At 56.2% G+C, this 17,137-nt stretch carries 11 protein-coding genes; 1 reads left to right on the forward strand and 10 read right to left on the reverse strand.

What is annotated here, in order from left to right; genetic code table 11:
- Positions 1-3: 3 nt before the first annotated feature.
- The 6 genes from bglX to HRQ63_RS09050 all read right to left on the reverse strand — a co-directional run bounded on the left by bglX (position 4) and on the right by HRQ63_RS09050 (position 8,701).
- Positions 4-2,166 carry a beta-glucosidase BglX gene (gene bglX, locus HRQ63_RS09025; RefSeq protein ID WP_172242158.1) on the reverse strand — a complete coding sequence of 721 codons (2,163 nt, stop codon included), beginning with the start codon at positions 2,164-2,166 and terminating at the stop codon, positions 4-6.
- A 369-nt stretch (positions 2,167-2,535) separates the two neighbouring features.
- A complete protein-coding gene (locus tag HRQ63_RS09030; RefSeq protein WP_037283415.1) occupies positions 2,536-4,152 on the reverse strand; it encodes a type 2 periplasmic-binding domain-containing protein in 1,617 nt (538 codons plus the stop codon).
- A gap of 66 nt (positions 4,153-4,218) precedes the next feature.
- On the reverse strand, positions 4,219-5,127 hold the full coding sequence (locus HRQ63_RS09035) for a carbohydrate ABC transporter permease (protein ID WP_172242161.1): 909 nt from the start codon (positions 5,125-5,127) through the stop codon (positions 4,219-4,221).
- A gap of 20 nt (positions 5,128-5,147) precedes the next feature.
- The gene (locus HRQ63_RS09040; RefSeq protein WP_229714149.1) at positions 5,148-6,020 is read right to left on the reverse strand and encodes an ABC transporter permease; all 873 of its coding nucleotides are present in this window, start codon (positions 6,018-6,020) and stop codon (positions 5,148-5,150) included.
- A gap of 264 nt (positions 6,021-6,284) precedes the next feature.
- A complete protein-coding gene (locus HRQ63_RS09045; RefSeq protein ID WP_172242167.1) occupies positions 6,285-7,295 on the reverse strand; it encodes a LacI family DNA-binding transcriptional regulator in 1,011 nt (336 codons plus the stop codon).
- 608 nt (positions 7,296-7,903) lie between these two features.
- On the reverse strand, positions 7,904-8,701 hold the full coding sequence (locus tag HRQ63_RS09050; RefSeq protein WP_172242170.1) for an alpha/beta hydrolase: 798 nt from the start codon (positions 8,699-8,701) through the stop codon (positions 7,904-7,906).
- A 1,017-nt stretch (positions 8,702-9,718) separates the two neighbouring features.
- Between HRQ63_RS09050 and HRQ63_RS09055 the strand changes: the two genes are divergently transcribed.
- Positions 9,719-9,931: a hypothetical protein gene (locus tag HRQ63_RS09055; RefSeq protein ID WP_037283436.1), complete on the forward strand. Its 213-nt coding sequence runs from the start codon at positions 9,719-9,721 to the stop codon at positions 9,929-9,931.
- A 138-nt stretch (positions 9,932-10,069) separates the two neighbouring features.
- Here the strand turns inward: HRQ63_RS09055 and HRQ63_RS09060 are convergent, their stop codons facing one another.
- The 4 genes from HRQ63_RS09060 to HRQ63_RS09075 are packed head-to-tail and all read right to left on the reverse strand — an operon-like array spanning position 10,070 to position 17,128.
- Positions 10,070-13,255: a VWA domain-containing protein gene (locus HRQ63_RS09060; protein WP_172242173.1), complete on the reverse strand. Its 3,186-nt coding sequence runs from the start codon at positions 13,253-13,255 to the stop codon at positions 10,070-10,072.
- Positions 13,239-15,221, reverse strand: a complete 1,983-nt coding sequence (locus tag HRQ63_RS09065; protein WP_172242176.1) for a vWA domain-containing protein — start codon at positions 15,219-15,221, stop codon at positions 13,239-13,241. Before HRQ63_RS09065 ends, HRQ63_RS09060 begins: the two co-directional genes overlap by 17 nt.
- Before the next feature lie 18 nt (positions 15,222-15,239).
- The gene (locus HRQ63_RS09070) at positions 15,240-16,142 is read right to left on the reverse strand and encodes a DUF58 domain-containing protein (RefSeq protein WP_172242179.1); all 903 of its coding nucleotides are present in this window, start codon (positions 16,140-16,142) and stop codon (positions 15,240-15,242) included.
- Positions 16,139-17,128: an AAA family ATPase gene (locus HRQ63_RS09075; protein WP_172242182.1), complete on the reverse strand. Its 990-nt coding sequence runs from the start codon at positions 17,126-17,128 to the stop codon at positions 16,139-16,141. Before HRQ63_RS09075 ends, HRQ63_RS09070 begins: the two co-directional genes overlap by 4 nt.
- Between the last annotated feature and the right edge of the window lie 9 nt (positions 17,129-17,137).

Below are 17,137 nucleotides of genomic sequence, written 5' to 3' on the forward strand. Positions count from 1 at the left end.
TAATCAATTTAAAATGAAAGAATCGTTTAACGTATCCTGACTGTTGCGGCCGACAAAGACTTCGAAACGGCCCGGATCGCTTTTGAAGCCGAGATCTGCATGGTGATAGCGCAACTGTTCTTCGTTCAAAGTGAATACGGCCGTTCCGCGCTCGCCCGGGGCAAGCTCAAGTCTGACAAAGCCTTTCAACTCGCGAACCGGACGCACCACTTCGCCGGATACGTCGCGGACATACAGCTGTACGGTCTCGACGCCTGCGCGCTCTCCGATATTCGTTACGTTCACGGAGATCGTGAGCGGAGACTCGTCCGTCATGTGTTCGGAAGAAAGCTTGAGTTCGTCATAGGCAAAGGTCGTGTACGACAATCCGTAACCGAACGGCAGCAGCGCTTCGTTCGGAGCGTCCAGATACTGCGAGACGTAACGAACCTGCGCGTCGGCGGCTCCCTGCGGACGTCCGGTGTTGAAATGGTTATAATACACCGGAACCTGTCCGACGGAATGCGGGAACGACATGGTGAGCCGCGCCGAAGGATTGACCGCGCCGACGAGAATGTCGGCTACCGCTGCGCCGCCTTCGCTGCCCGGATACCAGGCTTCGACCACGGCGCCGACTTTGTCGTACACGCCGTGCAGATCGAGCGGGCGGCCGTTGAACAGCACCGCCGCAGTCGGCTTGCCGAGCTCGGCGATTCGCGCAATCAGCTCCAATTGGATCTGCGGCAGCCGGATATCCGTCCGGCAGCCGGCTTCGCCGCTCATCTCGGAAGCTTCGCCCAGCGCCAGCACGACGATATCGGCTTGAGCCGCCGTTTCCACGGCCGAACGAAGCTGTTCTTCCGTGCCTTCTTCGATGCCGCAGCCGACCGCAACCGTTACGTTTTGCCCGCCCAAACGTTCGTTCAGCGCGGCATCCAGCTTCACCGCGTCTTCCGTCGAACCGCTCCAGGACCACGGACCGAGGATATCGCCGCTTTGGGCAAACGGTCCGATCAGCGCAACTTTTGCTTCAGGCCGAAGCGGCAGGATGCCGTCGTTTTTCAGAAGCACGGTCGAGCGGGTCGCCAATTCGTAAGCGGCTTCGCGATGCTCGCGGCTGAACACGACTTCCGCTTCGCGTTCGGGATTCGTGCCGCGGTGAGGGTTATCGAACAATCCCAGTTTTTGCTTCAATTGCAGAATGCGCAGGACCGATTCGTCGACCAGCGCTTCGTCCACTTTCCCGCTGCGGACCAGTTCGGGCAGTTCATGCACGTAGCAGGCCGTCATCATTTCGATATCGACGCCGGCGCGAATCGCTTTGTAAGCCGCTTCGCGCTCGTCTTCGGCGACGCCGTGCGGAATCAGTTCCTTCACGGCGCCCCAGTCCGAGATCAGCACGCCGTCGAAGTTCCATTCGTCGCGCAGCAGGTCGCGCATCAATTTCTCGTTGCCGCTGGCCGGGATGCCGTCGATCGTGTTGAAAGACGTCATGACCATCTCGCATCCTTCGTCGAGAGCGGCTTTGTAAGCCGGTAAGTAATATTCGCGAAGCTGGCGTTCGGACAGATCGACCGTGTTGTAATCGCGGCCCGCTTCGGAAGCGCCGTAGGCGGCGAAATGCTTCACGCAGGCCGCGACGCGCTCGACTTCTTCGGTCAGGTCTTCGCCTTGCAAGCCGCGCACGAATGCCCGGGCGAATAAGCTGTTCAGGTAAGGGTCTTCGCCCGTCGATTCCATAACGCGTCCCCAGCGCGGATCGCGCACGAGGTCGACCATCGGCGCGAAGGTTACGTGGATACCGGAAACGGCCGCTTCGCGAGCCGCGATTTCAGCGCTTTTTTGCGCCAGATCCGTATCCCAGGAACAGCCGATCGCGAGCGGTACCGGGAAGATCGTTTTGAATCCGTGCACGATGTCCGCCATGAACAGCAGCGGAATGCCGTGCGGATTTTTCTTCATATGGGCTTCCTGCACGGCGATCGCGCCTTCCGCGCCGGCATAGCCGAGAATCGAGCCGCTGTTTGCGATCATCGGGTCGGTGATGCCCATTGCCTGCATCGGGCCGGTGATTTGACCCTCGTCGCCTGCTCCTTCATAAAAAGGAGCTGCGAGCTGGACGAGTTGAGCGACTTTATCTTCGAGCGTCATCTTGCCGATCAGGTCAAGAAGCTGCTGATTGTCCATGTCGAGTCCTCCAAGCGTTGTGATATTAAGCGATATAAGGCTGAGATTGAGATCAAGATCAGATTGAAAATAAAGATGTTGTGTTTCTCCATTTTTCAGGATTTTGCACAATGGGTTGGTTGGAAGACCATATGGATACCCTATCAAAGACCTATGGATAACTTAGGGAGATCTGATCTTAAACCTTGGCCGTGCTTCTCGTTTTTCTCAGAGAAACGGGAAGCGCGGTAATTATGCAAATTCCTCATCTTAGAAGAGAAAACCCGGTTCGTGCGGAGATTCCGCGCGCACCGGGTTAGGATTACGGCCGGGCCTATAGGCAAGGTGCCGTCCGGACCCGGATGTTGCAGGTGGGTGATTCAGCTCGGGTTATTTGCTTGCGAAGTCGCCGCTGTTCAGTTCGTCGAGAACCGGTTGTACCAGGGACTGCTTGCTTTCTACCCATTTCTTCCAGTTTGCTTCGAGATCGCCGGGTTGCAGAATCAGGTTCGCATACTCGGTCGCGTAATCGAAGTTCGCTTGGTCTTTGGCTCTGGACGTGTACAGTTGGAAGTCCCAATCGTAATCGGCCATCGCGCCGCCTTCGGTGCTCAAGGAAGCTTTTTCTTTGTACAGCTCGACCGAACGGTCGCGGAATTCTTTTTTGATCGCCGGGTTGATTACGCTGAAGTCGTCGCCCAATACGTACAGACCTTCGAAGCGGCCCGGGTATTTGTCTTCAAGCGTCGTGCCTTCAGGCAGCGTGCTGACCAGCTCGCCGTTTTCTTCTTTCCAGTCTTCGCCTTCGAAGCCCAGGTTCAGAATGCGCTGCGCGTCTTCCGAAACGGAATATTCGATCATATCCATGATGCGCTCGAATTTCTCTTGCGAGATATCCGGGGAGAAGATCAGGGACGACCAGAAGTTGACTTGCTCCAGGTTGCGGTATTTGCCGTCTTCGCCGATAATCAGTGCTTCGTGCACGACTTCGGAGCTGTCCAGGTTCAGGTTCTTTTTCATCGCCGTGTCCATGTCTTGTCTGTACGAAGCCAGACCGCCGAGACCCGCGATGCCGGAGATGCCGGTTACTTTGAACGCGTCGCCGCCTTCGCTGTTTTTCCAAGTGTAGAATTCAGGGTCAAGCAGACCGTCTTTATACGCTTGCTGCATCAGTTTCAGACCGGTAAGCGTCGATTCGTCGGCAGGTCCCCAAACGTACTTGCCGTCTTCGCCTTTGTAGAACGCCGATTCCACGCGGGAATGTTCGTTGTTCGCCATCATGAAGCCTGTAAGAAGGTCGCCGGCGTTGAAGGACATCGGAATCAGTCGGTTGCCGACTTTGCCCGGATCTTGTTCTTTTACGAGTTTGGCGAATTCCATCAGCTCGGTAACCGTGTATGCGTCCTTAAGCTCGAAGCCGACTTTTTCGGCCCAGTCTTTGCGAATCGCGATAACGCCGATTTGGTTGAGCAGCGGATCTGCCGGTTGGTTTTGGAAGTAGACCGGTTTAGGCAGGACGTACGTGCCGCCCACTTTCTCTTCCAGACGTTCGCCGAGTCCTGTCGAAGCATAAGCCTTGGCTGTTTCCGGCCAACGTTCTTTCCAATCGTCCGGGAATTTGTAGAACAATCCTTGGTCGATATAGTTCATCGCGTCGCCTTGAACGTAGTTCCAGCTCGCGAAGTCCGGAAGGTCTCCGGAGTTGATCCACAGGCGCATTTTTTCCGGCCATGAATCCCAATCGATATAGTTGTAATCCCAAGTGATGTTGAATTTGTCGGTGAAGAATTTGTGGAACTTGTCGTCCATGTTGGCTTTTGATACGTCGGTTACGCTGGCATACGAGATGGTCTGATTGTTTGCGTATGTGCCATCTTCATTTTTTTCGTCCGCCGTTCCCGTAGCTGCGTCGTTACCGCCGCTGCCGCAAGCCGTAACCAGAACCATCAGGACGGATAATGCGAGCAGGAACAGCGATTTGACCGAAAACATTTTGTTCGCCTTCATGTTGTACCCCCATTTGAATTGGATTTTTGACACCCCATGTTTGCCTTTTGAAACTTTATCGTATCATCAGGTCTTGATAGCCCCTGTCAATACCCCTTTAGCGAAGTGCTTTTGCAGCAGCGGGAAGAATGCCATGATCGGAAGCATGGTCACGAACACCGCTGCCATTTTCATACCCGTCGAGAAAGATTGCGCCGTGCCTTGACCTACGCTGGTCGCGTTGGAGGCATTGGTTTGCGATTCGACGATGATCGCCCGCAGCACGTTTTGCAGCGGAAGCTGATCGGCTTTGCGCAGGAAGATCATCGCGTCGTACCAGCTGTTCCAGAAAGCGACCCCGTAGAACAAGGCGATGGTCGCCATGATCGGAGCGGCCAGCGGCAGCACGACGGAACGAAGGATTCTCCATTCGCCGGCGCCGTCCAGTCTCGCGGATTCCATCAGCGATTCAGGCAGGCCCTGGAAGTAGTTCATCATAAGAATCATGTTGAATACGCTGAAGCTTCCGGCAAGGATAACGGCCCATAACGAACCGGTCAGGCCCAAGTCTTTCATGATCAGGTAAAGCGGCACGATCCCGCCGTTGAAGATCATCGTGAACAGAACCAGGAAGAAGATCGGCTTTTTGCCCGGGAATTTCGGACGGCTCAGGCCGTAAGCCATGCTGACCGTCAGGAACAAGCTGAGCGGCAGGCCGGCGGCCATAAGCTTGATCGTATTCCAGTAACCGGTCAGGATGCTTCCGTCCGCGAACAACGCTTGATAGGAAGAAAACGTCGGTTCTTTCGGCCACATCAGCAGCGGATTTTCCGCATATTCGCGCTGGGTGGCGAACGAGATCATGATCACGTTCCAGAACGGAATCAGGATCGACAGCGCGCCGAGCGTCAAGATGATGAAGATGAAAATATCCAGTCCCGTGACTCGGGTCGTATTGAATTTGCTTTTTTTCTGTTTTCTCGCCAAAGTGCTCATAAGGCTTTCCTTCTCCTCTCTTATCGGAACAGGCCGTCTCCGCCCAGCCACTTCGCCGCTCTATCGGCAAGCAGCAGCAGGACCATGTTCACGATGGAACGGAACAAGCTGACTGCGGTCGAGAACGAGAAGTCCGTGGAGGACTGGAATGTAATCCGGTAAATATAGACGTCGAGTACCTGCGATACGTTTTGCGTGGCCGCGTTCGCCAAGTTGAAGATCTGGTCGAAACCGGAAGACATCAGGCCGCCGACCGACAGGATGAACATGATCGTGACCGTCGGCATGATGTTCGGAAGCGTGACCCGGAACATCTGCTGCAGCCGCGTGGCGCCGTCGATCTGCGCCGCTTCGTATTGTTCTTGGTCTATACCGGAGATGGCGGCCATGAAGACGATCGCGCCCCAACCGGTCGATTTCCAGATGTCCGTGAGAATGATCATCGGATAGAAGTTTTGCTCGGAGCCGAGGAAGTTGATCGTCGGCAGTCCGATCAGAGCCAGGAAGCTGTTGACCAATCCGTCATACGCCAGCACGTTGATGATGATACCCGACACGATGATCCACGACAGGAAGTGCGGGAACGTGAACGCGGTTTGCAGCACCTTTTTGTAACGGCGCATCCGCAGCTCGTTCAGCAGCAGCGCCAGCAGGATCGGGAACGGGAACGTGATGAACAGCTTGATGATATTCACGTACAGCGTACGCCATACCGCATCGGCGAACGCCGGATCGCGGAATACGTATTTGAAGTTTTCGAATCCGATCCATGCGCTGCCCCAAATTCCGTCGTTGGCCCGATAATCTTTGAATGCCAAGGACAGGCCACCCATCGGGAGGTATGCGAACAAGATCAACCAGATCAATCCGGGAAGCAGCAGCGTGTAAGTCATTCTGTACTTCCAGATTTCGATGAACAATCGTTTGAATTTCGATTCTTCCCCTTTGGACGAACCCGGGGTTATCGTTGCGGGTTTCACACGGCATCTCCTCACTCTACTTGAGTCTTTGTCTTGCTGTTGAAAAAACTGCCGAAAGTCATAATCTTCGGTGAAACGTTTCGATCAGCGTGAGAAGACCGGCTGATTTCCCCGCGAAAGCGAGCGGTTTCAGCAAGCGGTTACTTCTTCTTGCGATCGAAAAGCCCTTGCGGACTTTCAATTGACTTTGCGGCTGGACCCTCGCTTGACGAGCATGGATTCGAATACCACATGTCGGTTCGCCGTCTCTCCCGCGATCAGATCGAATAAAATCTCGACGCTGACGTGGGCCATTTCGACGCCCGGCTGGCTGATCGTATCGAGCGACGGATGATAATATTCCGCCATCTCGATGCCGTCGAAGCCGACGACGGATACATCGCCCGGAATCGACAGCCCCGAGGACAATACGGCTTTTGCCGCTCCGATCGCGATCGCGTCGGATGCGGCGAACATCGCCGTGACGCCCAGATTTTTGCTTAGCAGACGCTTGGCGGCCGCGAAGCCGAAACTCGGCGCGTACTCGCAATCTTCGACGAGAGCCGGATCGTATTCGATTCCGTGCTCTTCAAGCGCTTTCTTGTAACCCAGTAACCGGCGGTTGCCGATCGTGTTCGCCATGAACGGGAACCGGGCCAAAAAACAAATGTTGCGATGTCCCAGCGAGATCAGATAACTCGTCGCTTTGTAAGCGCTCTGTACATCGTCGATCGATACGCTGGAAAATGCGGACGGATCAACATCTTTCATCGTCGTGATCGTGGTCAGGACAAAAGGAACGCCGAGCTGATTGAACTCTTCTTCGGAATGATCGTACGTGCCGCCCATAAAGATGACGCCGTACAGATTTTTTTCCCGAATCAACTGCATCGCCGCGGCAATCTCGTCGACTCCGTCTTCGACTTGTTGAATCATCAGCGGACAACCTCTCAGGTGTACCTGACGTTCCACTTCTTTGATCATATTGGCGAAAAACGGATTGGAAATGCCTTTGACCATCAAAGCGATCGTATTCGACTGGGTTTTCTTCAAGTTGCGGGCATTGCTGTTCGGCACGTAATTGTACTGCTTCACGATAGCCAGAACCTTGGCACGGGTAGTATCGCTGACGACTCCGCTGTTATTGAGCACTCTCGATACCGTCGATATGCCCACTCCGGAAATTTTGGCAATATCCTTGATGTTCATCTCGTTCGCCGCCTCACCTCGGTTGTCAGTCGGCTGCTTGGAAAATCAAGGTAAAGCCGAACTGGTTTTAAATTCGTCGAAGCTCATAGGAAACGTTTCCCATAATGCAGGAAGCGTTTTCTCAAGCCGTCGAATCGTTTCGATACACATCATAAACCTCAATATTCGAAGTGTCAACACCGTTTCCATGAAATTTTTAAAATGAAAAATAGCTCTCTTCGAACCTCTTCCAGTCTTATCCAACAAAATGGTCACGATCTCTAAAATTTTAAGGTAGTAAACGGTTACATTTTGACTTTTTGCCATTTATGATCAAACGGAAAACATTCGAATTGATTTTTTCACTTTTCTCATAGGAAACGTTTCCACCTCCTTTTCACTTCCCTATTCACCCATTGCCATTTTAATGAATCAGTTTATTTGAAATATTTAAATCCCGCTTCGGTCGCACAGAAAAGCAACCTTGCATGACGGTAAGCCGAATTCCTTTGCGGTTCGAGAATTACATAGCGTGGGAGGTTCGAACGATTGCACGCCAAAAAGCCGAAAACAGCATCGCTGCTTCGGCTTCAAAAGTGTTGATCACGGGTTTTCAAGCCTTATGCCGGTTATCGGGAAAAAGCGTTCAGCTTCAACCATGAAGCACACTCGTCCGTCCAACGCCGAACATGTTCGTCTCCGTCGGCCATCCCCATGCCGTGCCCGCCGAGCGAATAGACGTGCAGGTCGAACGGCACGCCCGCGCGTCCCAGCGCGGAAGCGAACAATAGACTGTTTTCCGGCGGAACAAGACCGTCTTCGGACGTATGCCAAAGAAAAGTCGGCGGCGTATCGCTTGTTACGTTCCGCTCGCTGGAGAGCGACTCGATCTCTTCTGCGGTCGCTTCGGCTCCAAGCAGCGCGATCCGCGATCCGGCGTGCGTATACGGCTCTTGCAATGTGATCACCGGATAGCAAAGCATCAACAAGTCGGGACGGCTGGACTGACGCTCGATTGGATCTTCCGATTCCGGCAAGCCCGCATCATGCAAAGTCCCCGCTGTCGAAGCCAAGTGTCCGCCTGCCGAAAAGCCCAACACTCCGATTCGGGCCGCATCCACGCCGAATTCCCCGGCGCGATGGCGAACGGTGCGTACGGCACGTTTGACATCGGATAAAGCGCTTGGATAACGGTAAGGAGCCACCCGATAGCGAATGACAAAAGCCGAAATTCCGAGCGTGTTCAACCACAACGCGATCGGCTCGCCTTCATGGTCGGCACGGAACTCGTAGCCGCCGCCCGGACACACGATTACGGCTGCGTTGCTGTCCCCTTCAACCAGGTAAGGGAAAATTGCAGGTACATCTTCATCGGCGGTGCCCAACGCATTCGGCGCACCTTCCGGCCATAAAATTACGGGATTCATTATTTCATCCTCCTAAAAGTCGCTGACAGACTCTAAACTGAATGTTAAAGCCCAGCCGCTTGTCTTGAACAACTCGAAAGTTTACGTTCGCCTGAAACGCGCATGGTTCTAGGGCGTGTGCGATTCAGGCGGGCGAAACCATTCACTAATCCGAAACAAGCTGCTAGTCCCTTGACCGCATAGCATCTGAGGTTTGAGCGCGAAACGAACAGCCGCTTCGCCCCGCAACTTCGCTTTCATGAATCGTTTTGTCCGTGATCGGCGGCTAGCGGATCGCATATCCGTTCGAACGCTCTTTTTCGCGATCTGAAATCCGTAACGGATCGTAGGGACGCTTAAACCGGAAAAACGGATGAAATCCGCACGAAAATCGGCTTTTTTCACTGCTAAGCGTCGCGTCGTTCCGTTAAAATCTCAATTCCCCAATTTGGAGCGCTAAGCGTCATGTCGTTCCGTTACACGTCATCTTCTCCGGATTGCGCTTGTCCGATCAGGTTGAACGAAACGATGCGGAGCGGGTTTTGATGGATGGACCACGCCGAACCTCAAATCTAATCCGTTTAAGGTACCCGGTTGAAATTCGGTCTGTCATGTTTGGCTGCTCTTTATATTATACGCTTTCACGAAAAGAGTCATAGTGGTTTTATAAAAAAACGAATACGGTTTCGAATTCAGGTTATCCATTGCCTTTTGACATTATTCAGACGGATTGAAGTCTCTGCGGGAACGCTTTTGTCAGGGTCTGTGTTACAATAATGCCTATGCTGCTTAAACAGAAACGGTGTAAGGCGCGCACGCAAACTCCGCCGGGAGCAGATTGAGCTGAATTTTCGTTCTCGGCAAGGAATTTTTCTGAAAGCGTGCCGGGGCACGTCAAGGGAAAATGACGCCGCCATTGGCGGATGACTACACGCTTCAAGTAGACATCCGCAGAGGGCAAAAAGGTAGGTCAAGATGCACGGCGCCCGAGTTTGCGTACACGGTCTAGTACCTTGTTAACACTAAAGGAGGATTTTCATGGCCAGCAATCGCAGGCTCGACACTGAGCTGGATTTTCAGGAAGCGATGGACCAGGAACGAACTGTCCGCGTGTTTCGCGACGATGAAATGATTAATTCAGGCGGATTGATCGTTCGCTTCGAAGCTTCCATGGTCGCGATTCAATCAAGCGTCAGCGATCTGGATTATTATGATCGACAGGCTTGCGAATTTTTTGAATTGCGCAGATAGTAAAGGTTGCTTCACGCAGGCGCGAATAATTCCGAATATTAAAAAACGTCTTTCGAAAATATGCCGATCCGGCAATTTCGAAGGACGTTTTTCGTTTTGAAACCGGTGAAAGAAAAGATGCGTCGGCTTATGGAAAGCTTATTTTCCTCCGCGCTTCTTCGCGGCCAGCAGCCGCTCCATGGCGCTGCCGCCGGACTCCGTCGGCGGGGAAGGCTCGCCCGGCGGCTTGGCCGCGCCGGGCGGAGAAACCGTTCGGCCTGCGTCGCGGCCGGACGGTTTCGAGGCGCGGGAGGCTTCGCCCGCGCCCTGCGTCCCGCCGGCGGCGGGACGCTCAGGCGGCTTCGCAGCGCCGCCGCTTCCGCGCTCCGCGCGGACACGGTCCACGGCGGAGGCGATGCCTCCCTCCGCCGCGGGACCGGGCTCCCCGCCTGCGGCGCGGGGAGCTTTGCCCGGCCGCTCCGCGGGCCGGTCCGCCGCGCCCCGCGAAGGCGCGGCAGGGCCCTCGGCGGCGCGTTTCTCGCCGCCGCGGAAAGCCGCGCTGCGCCGCTTGGCGGCGGACAGGCGCTCAAGCGCGCCTTCTTCCGCGGGAGCGGCTTCGCTTGAAGCGGCGCCGGAGCTCCGCCGGCCGGCCGCCGCGAACGGTGCCGCCAAGAATGCGGCAACCCGTCCCCACGGGACGGCCAGGCGGCGGACCGCGATATCCGCGATCCACAAGGCCAGAACAACGGCCAACAAGAGCGAGGTCCAATCCCGCATTTGTTTATGCGGAGCGGCCGGCTGCGCATAAACGGCCGCCGGATCGTCCCAGGACAATACGCGTCCTCCTGTCAATTCGGCCAATTCGGCCAGACGCGCCGAACTTTCGTCGGAAGCGGACGAGATCCGGTATTCCGGCGAATACGGAATGACCAAGCCGGTTCCGGTCGAAGCCGCCGCGACAGGCTGAGCTTCTCCCTCTTCGACCGACGATTCGGCTCCTCCTGCCGGATCTTCGGAATCGGGGCTCCCCCCCGTATCCGCTCCGCTGCCCGAATCTCCGACATTTTCACTCCCTTTATCCGACGGAGACAGATTGAGCAGATAAGCCCCCGGCTCGCCGGCCGGAAGCATTCCCGTATAACGTCCCGGCGACGTTTGCACCAGCGTCACGGGTTCGGTCTGTTCGCCGCTGTCTCCGCCTACCGAAGCCATCAGCTCGTCGGGCAGCGGCGAAGCATCTTCCTGCGCGGCCGTCACCACTAATTCGGTCCCGCCTTCGGCAAGCGACGTTTCAATCCGGTACGGCGAAGCGCTGAACTGCGGGAATGTCCATTTGACGGTTTGCGTCAGCACATTGGCAAACTTGTCCCAAGAAACCCAAGGCCCCGACCATTCGCCCGTCAAATCGCTGGTCCAAGCCACCGTGCGTCCCGAACCGTATTGCCATCTGACAAGCAGCGGGTCCGGTTCCGGACTGACCAACGCGGTCTGGGCGGAAGGTTTTGCGCTTGTGGCGATATAGCCATTGATCTGCGGAACCCTCTCCGCGAACAACGAAGTCCAATCTCCCGCGTCGGCGACGGCAGGCGTGAACGGTTTGTCGACCACGTAAGTCCGAGCGAGCAGAACGGCTTCGCGGCTGAAGATCGCCGGCAGCGTCGTCTCGTCCTGCACGTCGTAGAAACGCCCTTTTCCCCAATCGGCTACGCGTTGAAGCAGTCCCCGATCCGCATCGGAACCCACCGCTACGCTCGACACGGTTACGTTTTCTTCGCCCAAATCGGACAGCAGCTGTTCATAGCTTCCGCCTCCCGCAGACTGGCCGTCCGTCAGCAAAATGATATGCTTGCGCTGGGCGTCGATTTCTTTCATGTATTCCGCGGCCGACGCTATGGCCGGATAAATATTCGTCCCGCCGCCGCTCGGTATGGATTGAATCTGTTCCAGCACCGATTCTTTGTCCGTCAGCTTTTGCGGCTCGACGACCCACCACGGCGCATCGTCGAACGCGACGACGCCGACCGTATCTTTCGCCCGCATCAGCTCGACGGTGCGCATCGCCGCTTCTTTCGCCAATTCGATCTTGCTGCCGCTCATGCTGCCCGAACGGTCGATGACCAGAATCAGACCGAGTTCGGGAATTTCGCGTTTGCCTTCCAACTCCATCGATACCGGCAGCGCCTGCTCGATCGGCGTATCGAAGTATCCGCCGAGTCCGAAGCTCTGATCGCCGCCGCTCATCATAAATCCGATCCCGTAACTGCGAACCGCCGTTTCGATCGCATCCATTTTGGATTGACCCAACGAATCGCCCGATACGTTGTTGAACAAAATGCTGTCGTACTGCGCGTAATCCGCCAGTTCGGCAGGAAGCTGTCCGGGCGCAATGACCGTCGTATCGATCAATCCCGCGTTTAACGCATTGGCAATATTGGCCGACGTGTCCGGTTTGCCCTCGACGACCAGCACGGACGGATTGCCGGATACGCGCGTAAAAGCAAATGCGGCGTTATTCGCCGACTGCTCGTCCCCCGGCAAGCTAAGCTCGGCCCGGTAACGGTGCAGACCGGAGCTTTTGGCAAGCCCTTGCAGCAATATGCTGCTTTCTCCCCGCTCCACGCGTACCGTTTGCGAACCGATTTCCACATTGTCTTCGTATAGACGAATTTCGCCCGTGCCCGAAAACGTGCTGCGCAATCTGGCCTCGACGGTAAAAGCTTCGCCCAGGTATAATTTTCCCGGCACAGACAACGAATCGATCGCGGCATCGCGCTCCGTGCTGCTTGGCTTTTCCAACACGTCTACCGCGATTCCGCGATTTTTGAGCAGCCGTCCCGTTTCCAGCATATTCCCGATGTTTTCATCGCCGTCGCTGATCAGAACGATGCGCGGATCGCCGCTTCCCAGCATGCCCGAAGCCAGCTGAAGCGCGCGCTGGACGTTGGTGTAATCCGGATCGACAGCCGCATCCAGTCCGCCCAAAGCAGCTTCGCTGCTGAACGTCTGCTCGGCCGAAGCGTCCCGTCCGAACGAGATCATGGCATAATCGTCGCGCTGGTTTTTATTTTCCAACGATGAAGAGATCCATTCCCGATCCTTCTCGCCGTCATCCGCGCTTGAAGAACGGTCCACGGCATAGACGACTTCGTGCTGCCGCTGCACGGTGTACAGTTGAACCCCGGCCAGCAGCAGTACAAGCAGCAGCAAAGCCAACGTGCGCAGCGAGGCAGCCATTCGATGCCGGAACAGGGAGACCCTTGACGGTCCCCGAAAAGCAAAGACCGCAAAAGCGACCAACGGAATCAACAGAACCAACAGCCAGGGATGATTAAATTGAACGCCCACGTCGGTACACCCCCCATTCCGTCAACATGATAACAACAATCAAAGCGGCCAGCGGAATCGTAAGCGGCAGCCGGCTCCGATGATCTCCGGCGGCTGCGTTCGGAACTTCGGCAGCTGCAAATACAGGGTTCTCCGCTGTCGGCGCAGCCGATTCGGAAGCATCCGCCCGAACGTCAAGCAGATAGACCGGCGCATCGTCCAACCCGTTCCCGCTTTGCTCAAAAGCGTACAGCCCCGGAATACCCGGCGCAATCTGCGAAGAAGCAAGCCCTGTACCTCCGCTCGAATCCGAAGTCTGATTTTCGTTTACTGCCTCGGTTGCCCCGTTATTGATTTCAAAAGCAGCTCCTTGCAGCGGACGCCACAGCGCAGACTCTGCTCCGGTCGCGATCGGTACCTCCACTGCGGCTCCCGAAACCGCTCTGCCCAACCCGCCTCCGCGGCCCCCGGACAACCAGGTTGTCGCATTGCTGACCAGCACCGGAAACTCGCTGTTCAAAGGCAAATCTCCGCTTTGCAGATTGAAGCCGAACCAAAGCGCGCGCTGACCGTTTTCCATACCCGCCGCAATAGCAGGACGCCCGCCGATACTCATGACTGTTTGAAGTCCCTCCGGCTTGCCTTCCGTTAAAGGTCCGAAGTACGGCTCGCTCAACGACAAATAACGAGTCACCGGATGAGCGTTCAACTCCGCGCGCCGATTGCCGGGCTGCCGAGAAGCTTCTTCTCCGCCGATCTTCCAAAGCGCGGCGCTGCCGAGCCATTCTCCCCAGGCTCCGCTTTGCAAAGCAGCAGGCAGTTCCCCCTCAACCACGACAATATCCGGCTGTTCTTCGGGAAGAGATGGCGTTTTGCTTGCCGTGGTTCCCGTGTCCTTTTCGGTCTCTGAAGCTTCGGCATCCCCATCGGCAGTCGGAACATTTCCCGACAAATCGAGCCGGGTCACTTCTGCGCCGGATAGACGAAGCGCCTTTTCCAAAAATAGATTCCCGTCCGATAACAGCAGCACTTTCACCGTACCGCCCGTTTCCGGGAAAGCAAAAGCATCGTCGTCAGCCGCATAATCATCCGACTGCCCCGTTAAACTCAGCCTGTAAACCTCTGCGGCCTCCGCACGATCAAACGTCACCGTCCGGCGCTCGCCCGGTTGAAGGGTCAGGGTCTCGTTGCCTTGCGCCTTTCCGTCGCCCGATAATTCGACTCCGACTTCAAGCGCCGAATTTCCTGTATTGGCAACCACGCCGACCGCCCGACTGCCTTCCGTACCGAACTGTTCGATCGACGCGTTGCGATAATTTTCTCCGCCGATCCGGCGTACCTCTACCGGAACCGATACAGGCAAGTCGTCCACCCGTTCGCTCCATTGCCCATCCGTATAGACGATAATCCGCGCATCCTTCTGACCTTCCGCTACCGCTGACGCCAAAGAGATCGCTTCGCGGTAAGAAGTACGCGCATAGTCGGTTTCCAATTCCTCTACGGCACGATTCCAAGCAGCGCGATCATCCGCAGCCGAGGCGACGACTTGAGGAGTTCCCCCCATACGAATCAACGTCAAGGCTCCGTCCGCCTGCCGCGTATCGGCTAAAACTTCGCGTTTGAGTTCATCCAATCGCGTCTGTGCACTCGCTTCGCTGTTGTTCGGCTCCAAAGCAGACACGGCACTCATGCTTGCCGACACGTCGGCGACCACGACCAAGGTTCCGCCCGTTCCCGCTTCCGCCCACAAAAAAGGTCGCATCAGCGCAAAAGCCAGCAAAGCCGCAGCCAAAATCTGCAGCCACATCAGCAGACGATTGCGCAGCTTTTGCCAGGGACGATTCGCCTCCGTATTTTCCAGCACCCTTTTCCATAACAAATGACTGGGTACCGGCGTATCGATAAATTTCCGTTTTAACAAATACATCATCAAGATCAACGGAATGCCGAGTGCAAACCACAGTCCTGCCCACGAACCGATTCCCATCGTTCGCACCTCCTCCCTCTAACGAACCAAGCCCAATTCCCGCATCGTTCCCAGTACCGTTTCGCGCAGCGGCACATCGACGGGAGCCAGCACGTAAGCTACGCCCCGACGCGCGCAAAATTCCGCCAATCTCCCCCGATACGCAGTAAACTCCTGTTCGTAAGCTTCGATCAAACGTCCGGTCAAAGCCGCTTCTTTAAACGTTCCCAATTCCGCGTCAATCAGCTTCAAGTCCCCGCTCAGGCGCGGCTGGATCTCTCCCCGCGTCAGCACTTGAACCAATACGACTTCCTGACGGGCCGCCTGAAGTCTCGCCACGGCTTCTTCCAGCTCTTCTTCGCCGCGTTCGGTCCAGCAGTCGGAGAAAATCCAAGTCATGCCCGGCAGTTTGGGCAAACGGGCCCGGTCTTTGAACGCTTCGGCCAAGTCGCCTCGTCCTCCCGCTTCCGAAGCCGCCAAAAACTCCAGCAAGCGATGGGTCGCCGGACGACCGCGCAGCAGCGGCATGCCGTCGCCGATCCGCTCGTCTACCCGATAGACGCCCAGTCGATCGTATGCGGCGAGCGTCATATAGCCGATGCTTGCCGCAAGTCTAGCCGCATGCAGCAGTTTGGAAGGCTCTCCTTCGTCGGCGAACGCCATGGACTGCGAGACATCCAGATATAAGGTGACCTGAAGTTCCTGCTCGTCCAAGTACTGTCGAACCACTTTCCGCCCGGTGCGTCCGTACACGCTCCAATCGAATCGGCGCACGTCGTCTCCGGGCGAGTATTCGCGGTAATCCGCGAATTCGAGCGAAGCCCCCAGTTCGCGGGAACGCCGTCTGCCCTGCCGGGTTCCGCGCACGCGCTGACCCGTCGATAAGGTCAACCGGTTCAAACGCGCGATCCAGTCCGCGCTCAGCAGCTCCTCCGGCTTCATCTTGAAGACTCCAGACGGTCGACGATATCCGCGACCAACGTATCGGGCGAGATGCCTTCGGCTTGTCCTTCGAAATTGAGCAGCAAACGATGGCGCATCGCCGGTTTGGCCGCCGCCAAAATATCGCCGGTCGACACATGCATGCGGCCTTTCGCGATCGCGCGGACTTTCGATACGGCGATCATGGCTTGCAGGCCGCGAGGTCCCGAACCGAAGCGGACAAACCTTTTCACGGAATCCGGCGACGCCGCCTGATCCGGGTGCGTCATCATCAGCAGCCGAACCGCGTAATCCAGCACGTCTTCGGCAACCAGCACTTCTTTGGCTCCGCGCTGGATATCCAGCAGCGCCGCCGCATCAGCCTGCTTGACGGCTTGGCGGTTCTTCGAAGACGTCGTGCGCCGAATGATTTCTTTCAGCTCGTCCGGCGACGGGTAATCCACGTCCAATTTGAGCAAAAAGCGGTCCAACTGCGCTTCCGGCAGCGGATACGTCCCTTCGTTTTCGAGCGGGTTCTGCGTAGCCAGTACGAAAAACGGCTCCGGAAGCCGGTGCGTCGTTCCGCCGATGGTTACGGTCTTTTCCTGCATGGCTTCAAGCAGTGCGCTTTGCGTTTTGGGCGTAGCCCGGTTGATTTCGTCGGCCAGCACGATGCTGCCGAACAACGGGCCTTTGCGGAACTCGCCGGACACGCCGCCTTCTCCTCCGAAATGAATCACGTCGGTACCCGTAATATCGCTCGGCATCAGGTCGGGCGTGAATTGTATCCGCGAAAAAGGCAGGTCGAGCGCATCCGCGGCCGCGCGAACCAGCATCGTTTTGCCCAATCCCGGTATCCCTTCCAGCAGTGCGTGCCCTCCTGCGAATACGCACCATAACATCTGTTCGACCGTTTCCGTTTGTCCGACGATGACCTGACCGATCTCCTCGCGTACATCGTCCATCGTTTTTCTCCAGGTCTCGATCCGATCGGTTTCTTGCAGCATGGATTTTCC

It is taken from the genome of Saccharibacillus endophyticus, assembly GCF_013185185.1.
Classification (GTDB): Bacteria; Bacillota; Bacilli; order Paenibacillales; family Paenibacillaceae; genus Saccharibacillus; species Saccharibacillus endophyticus.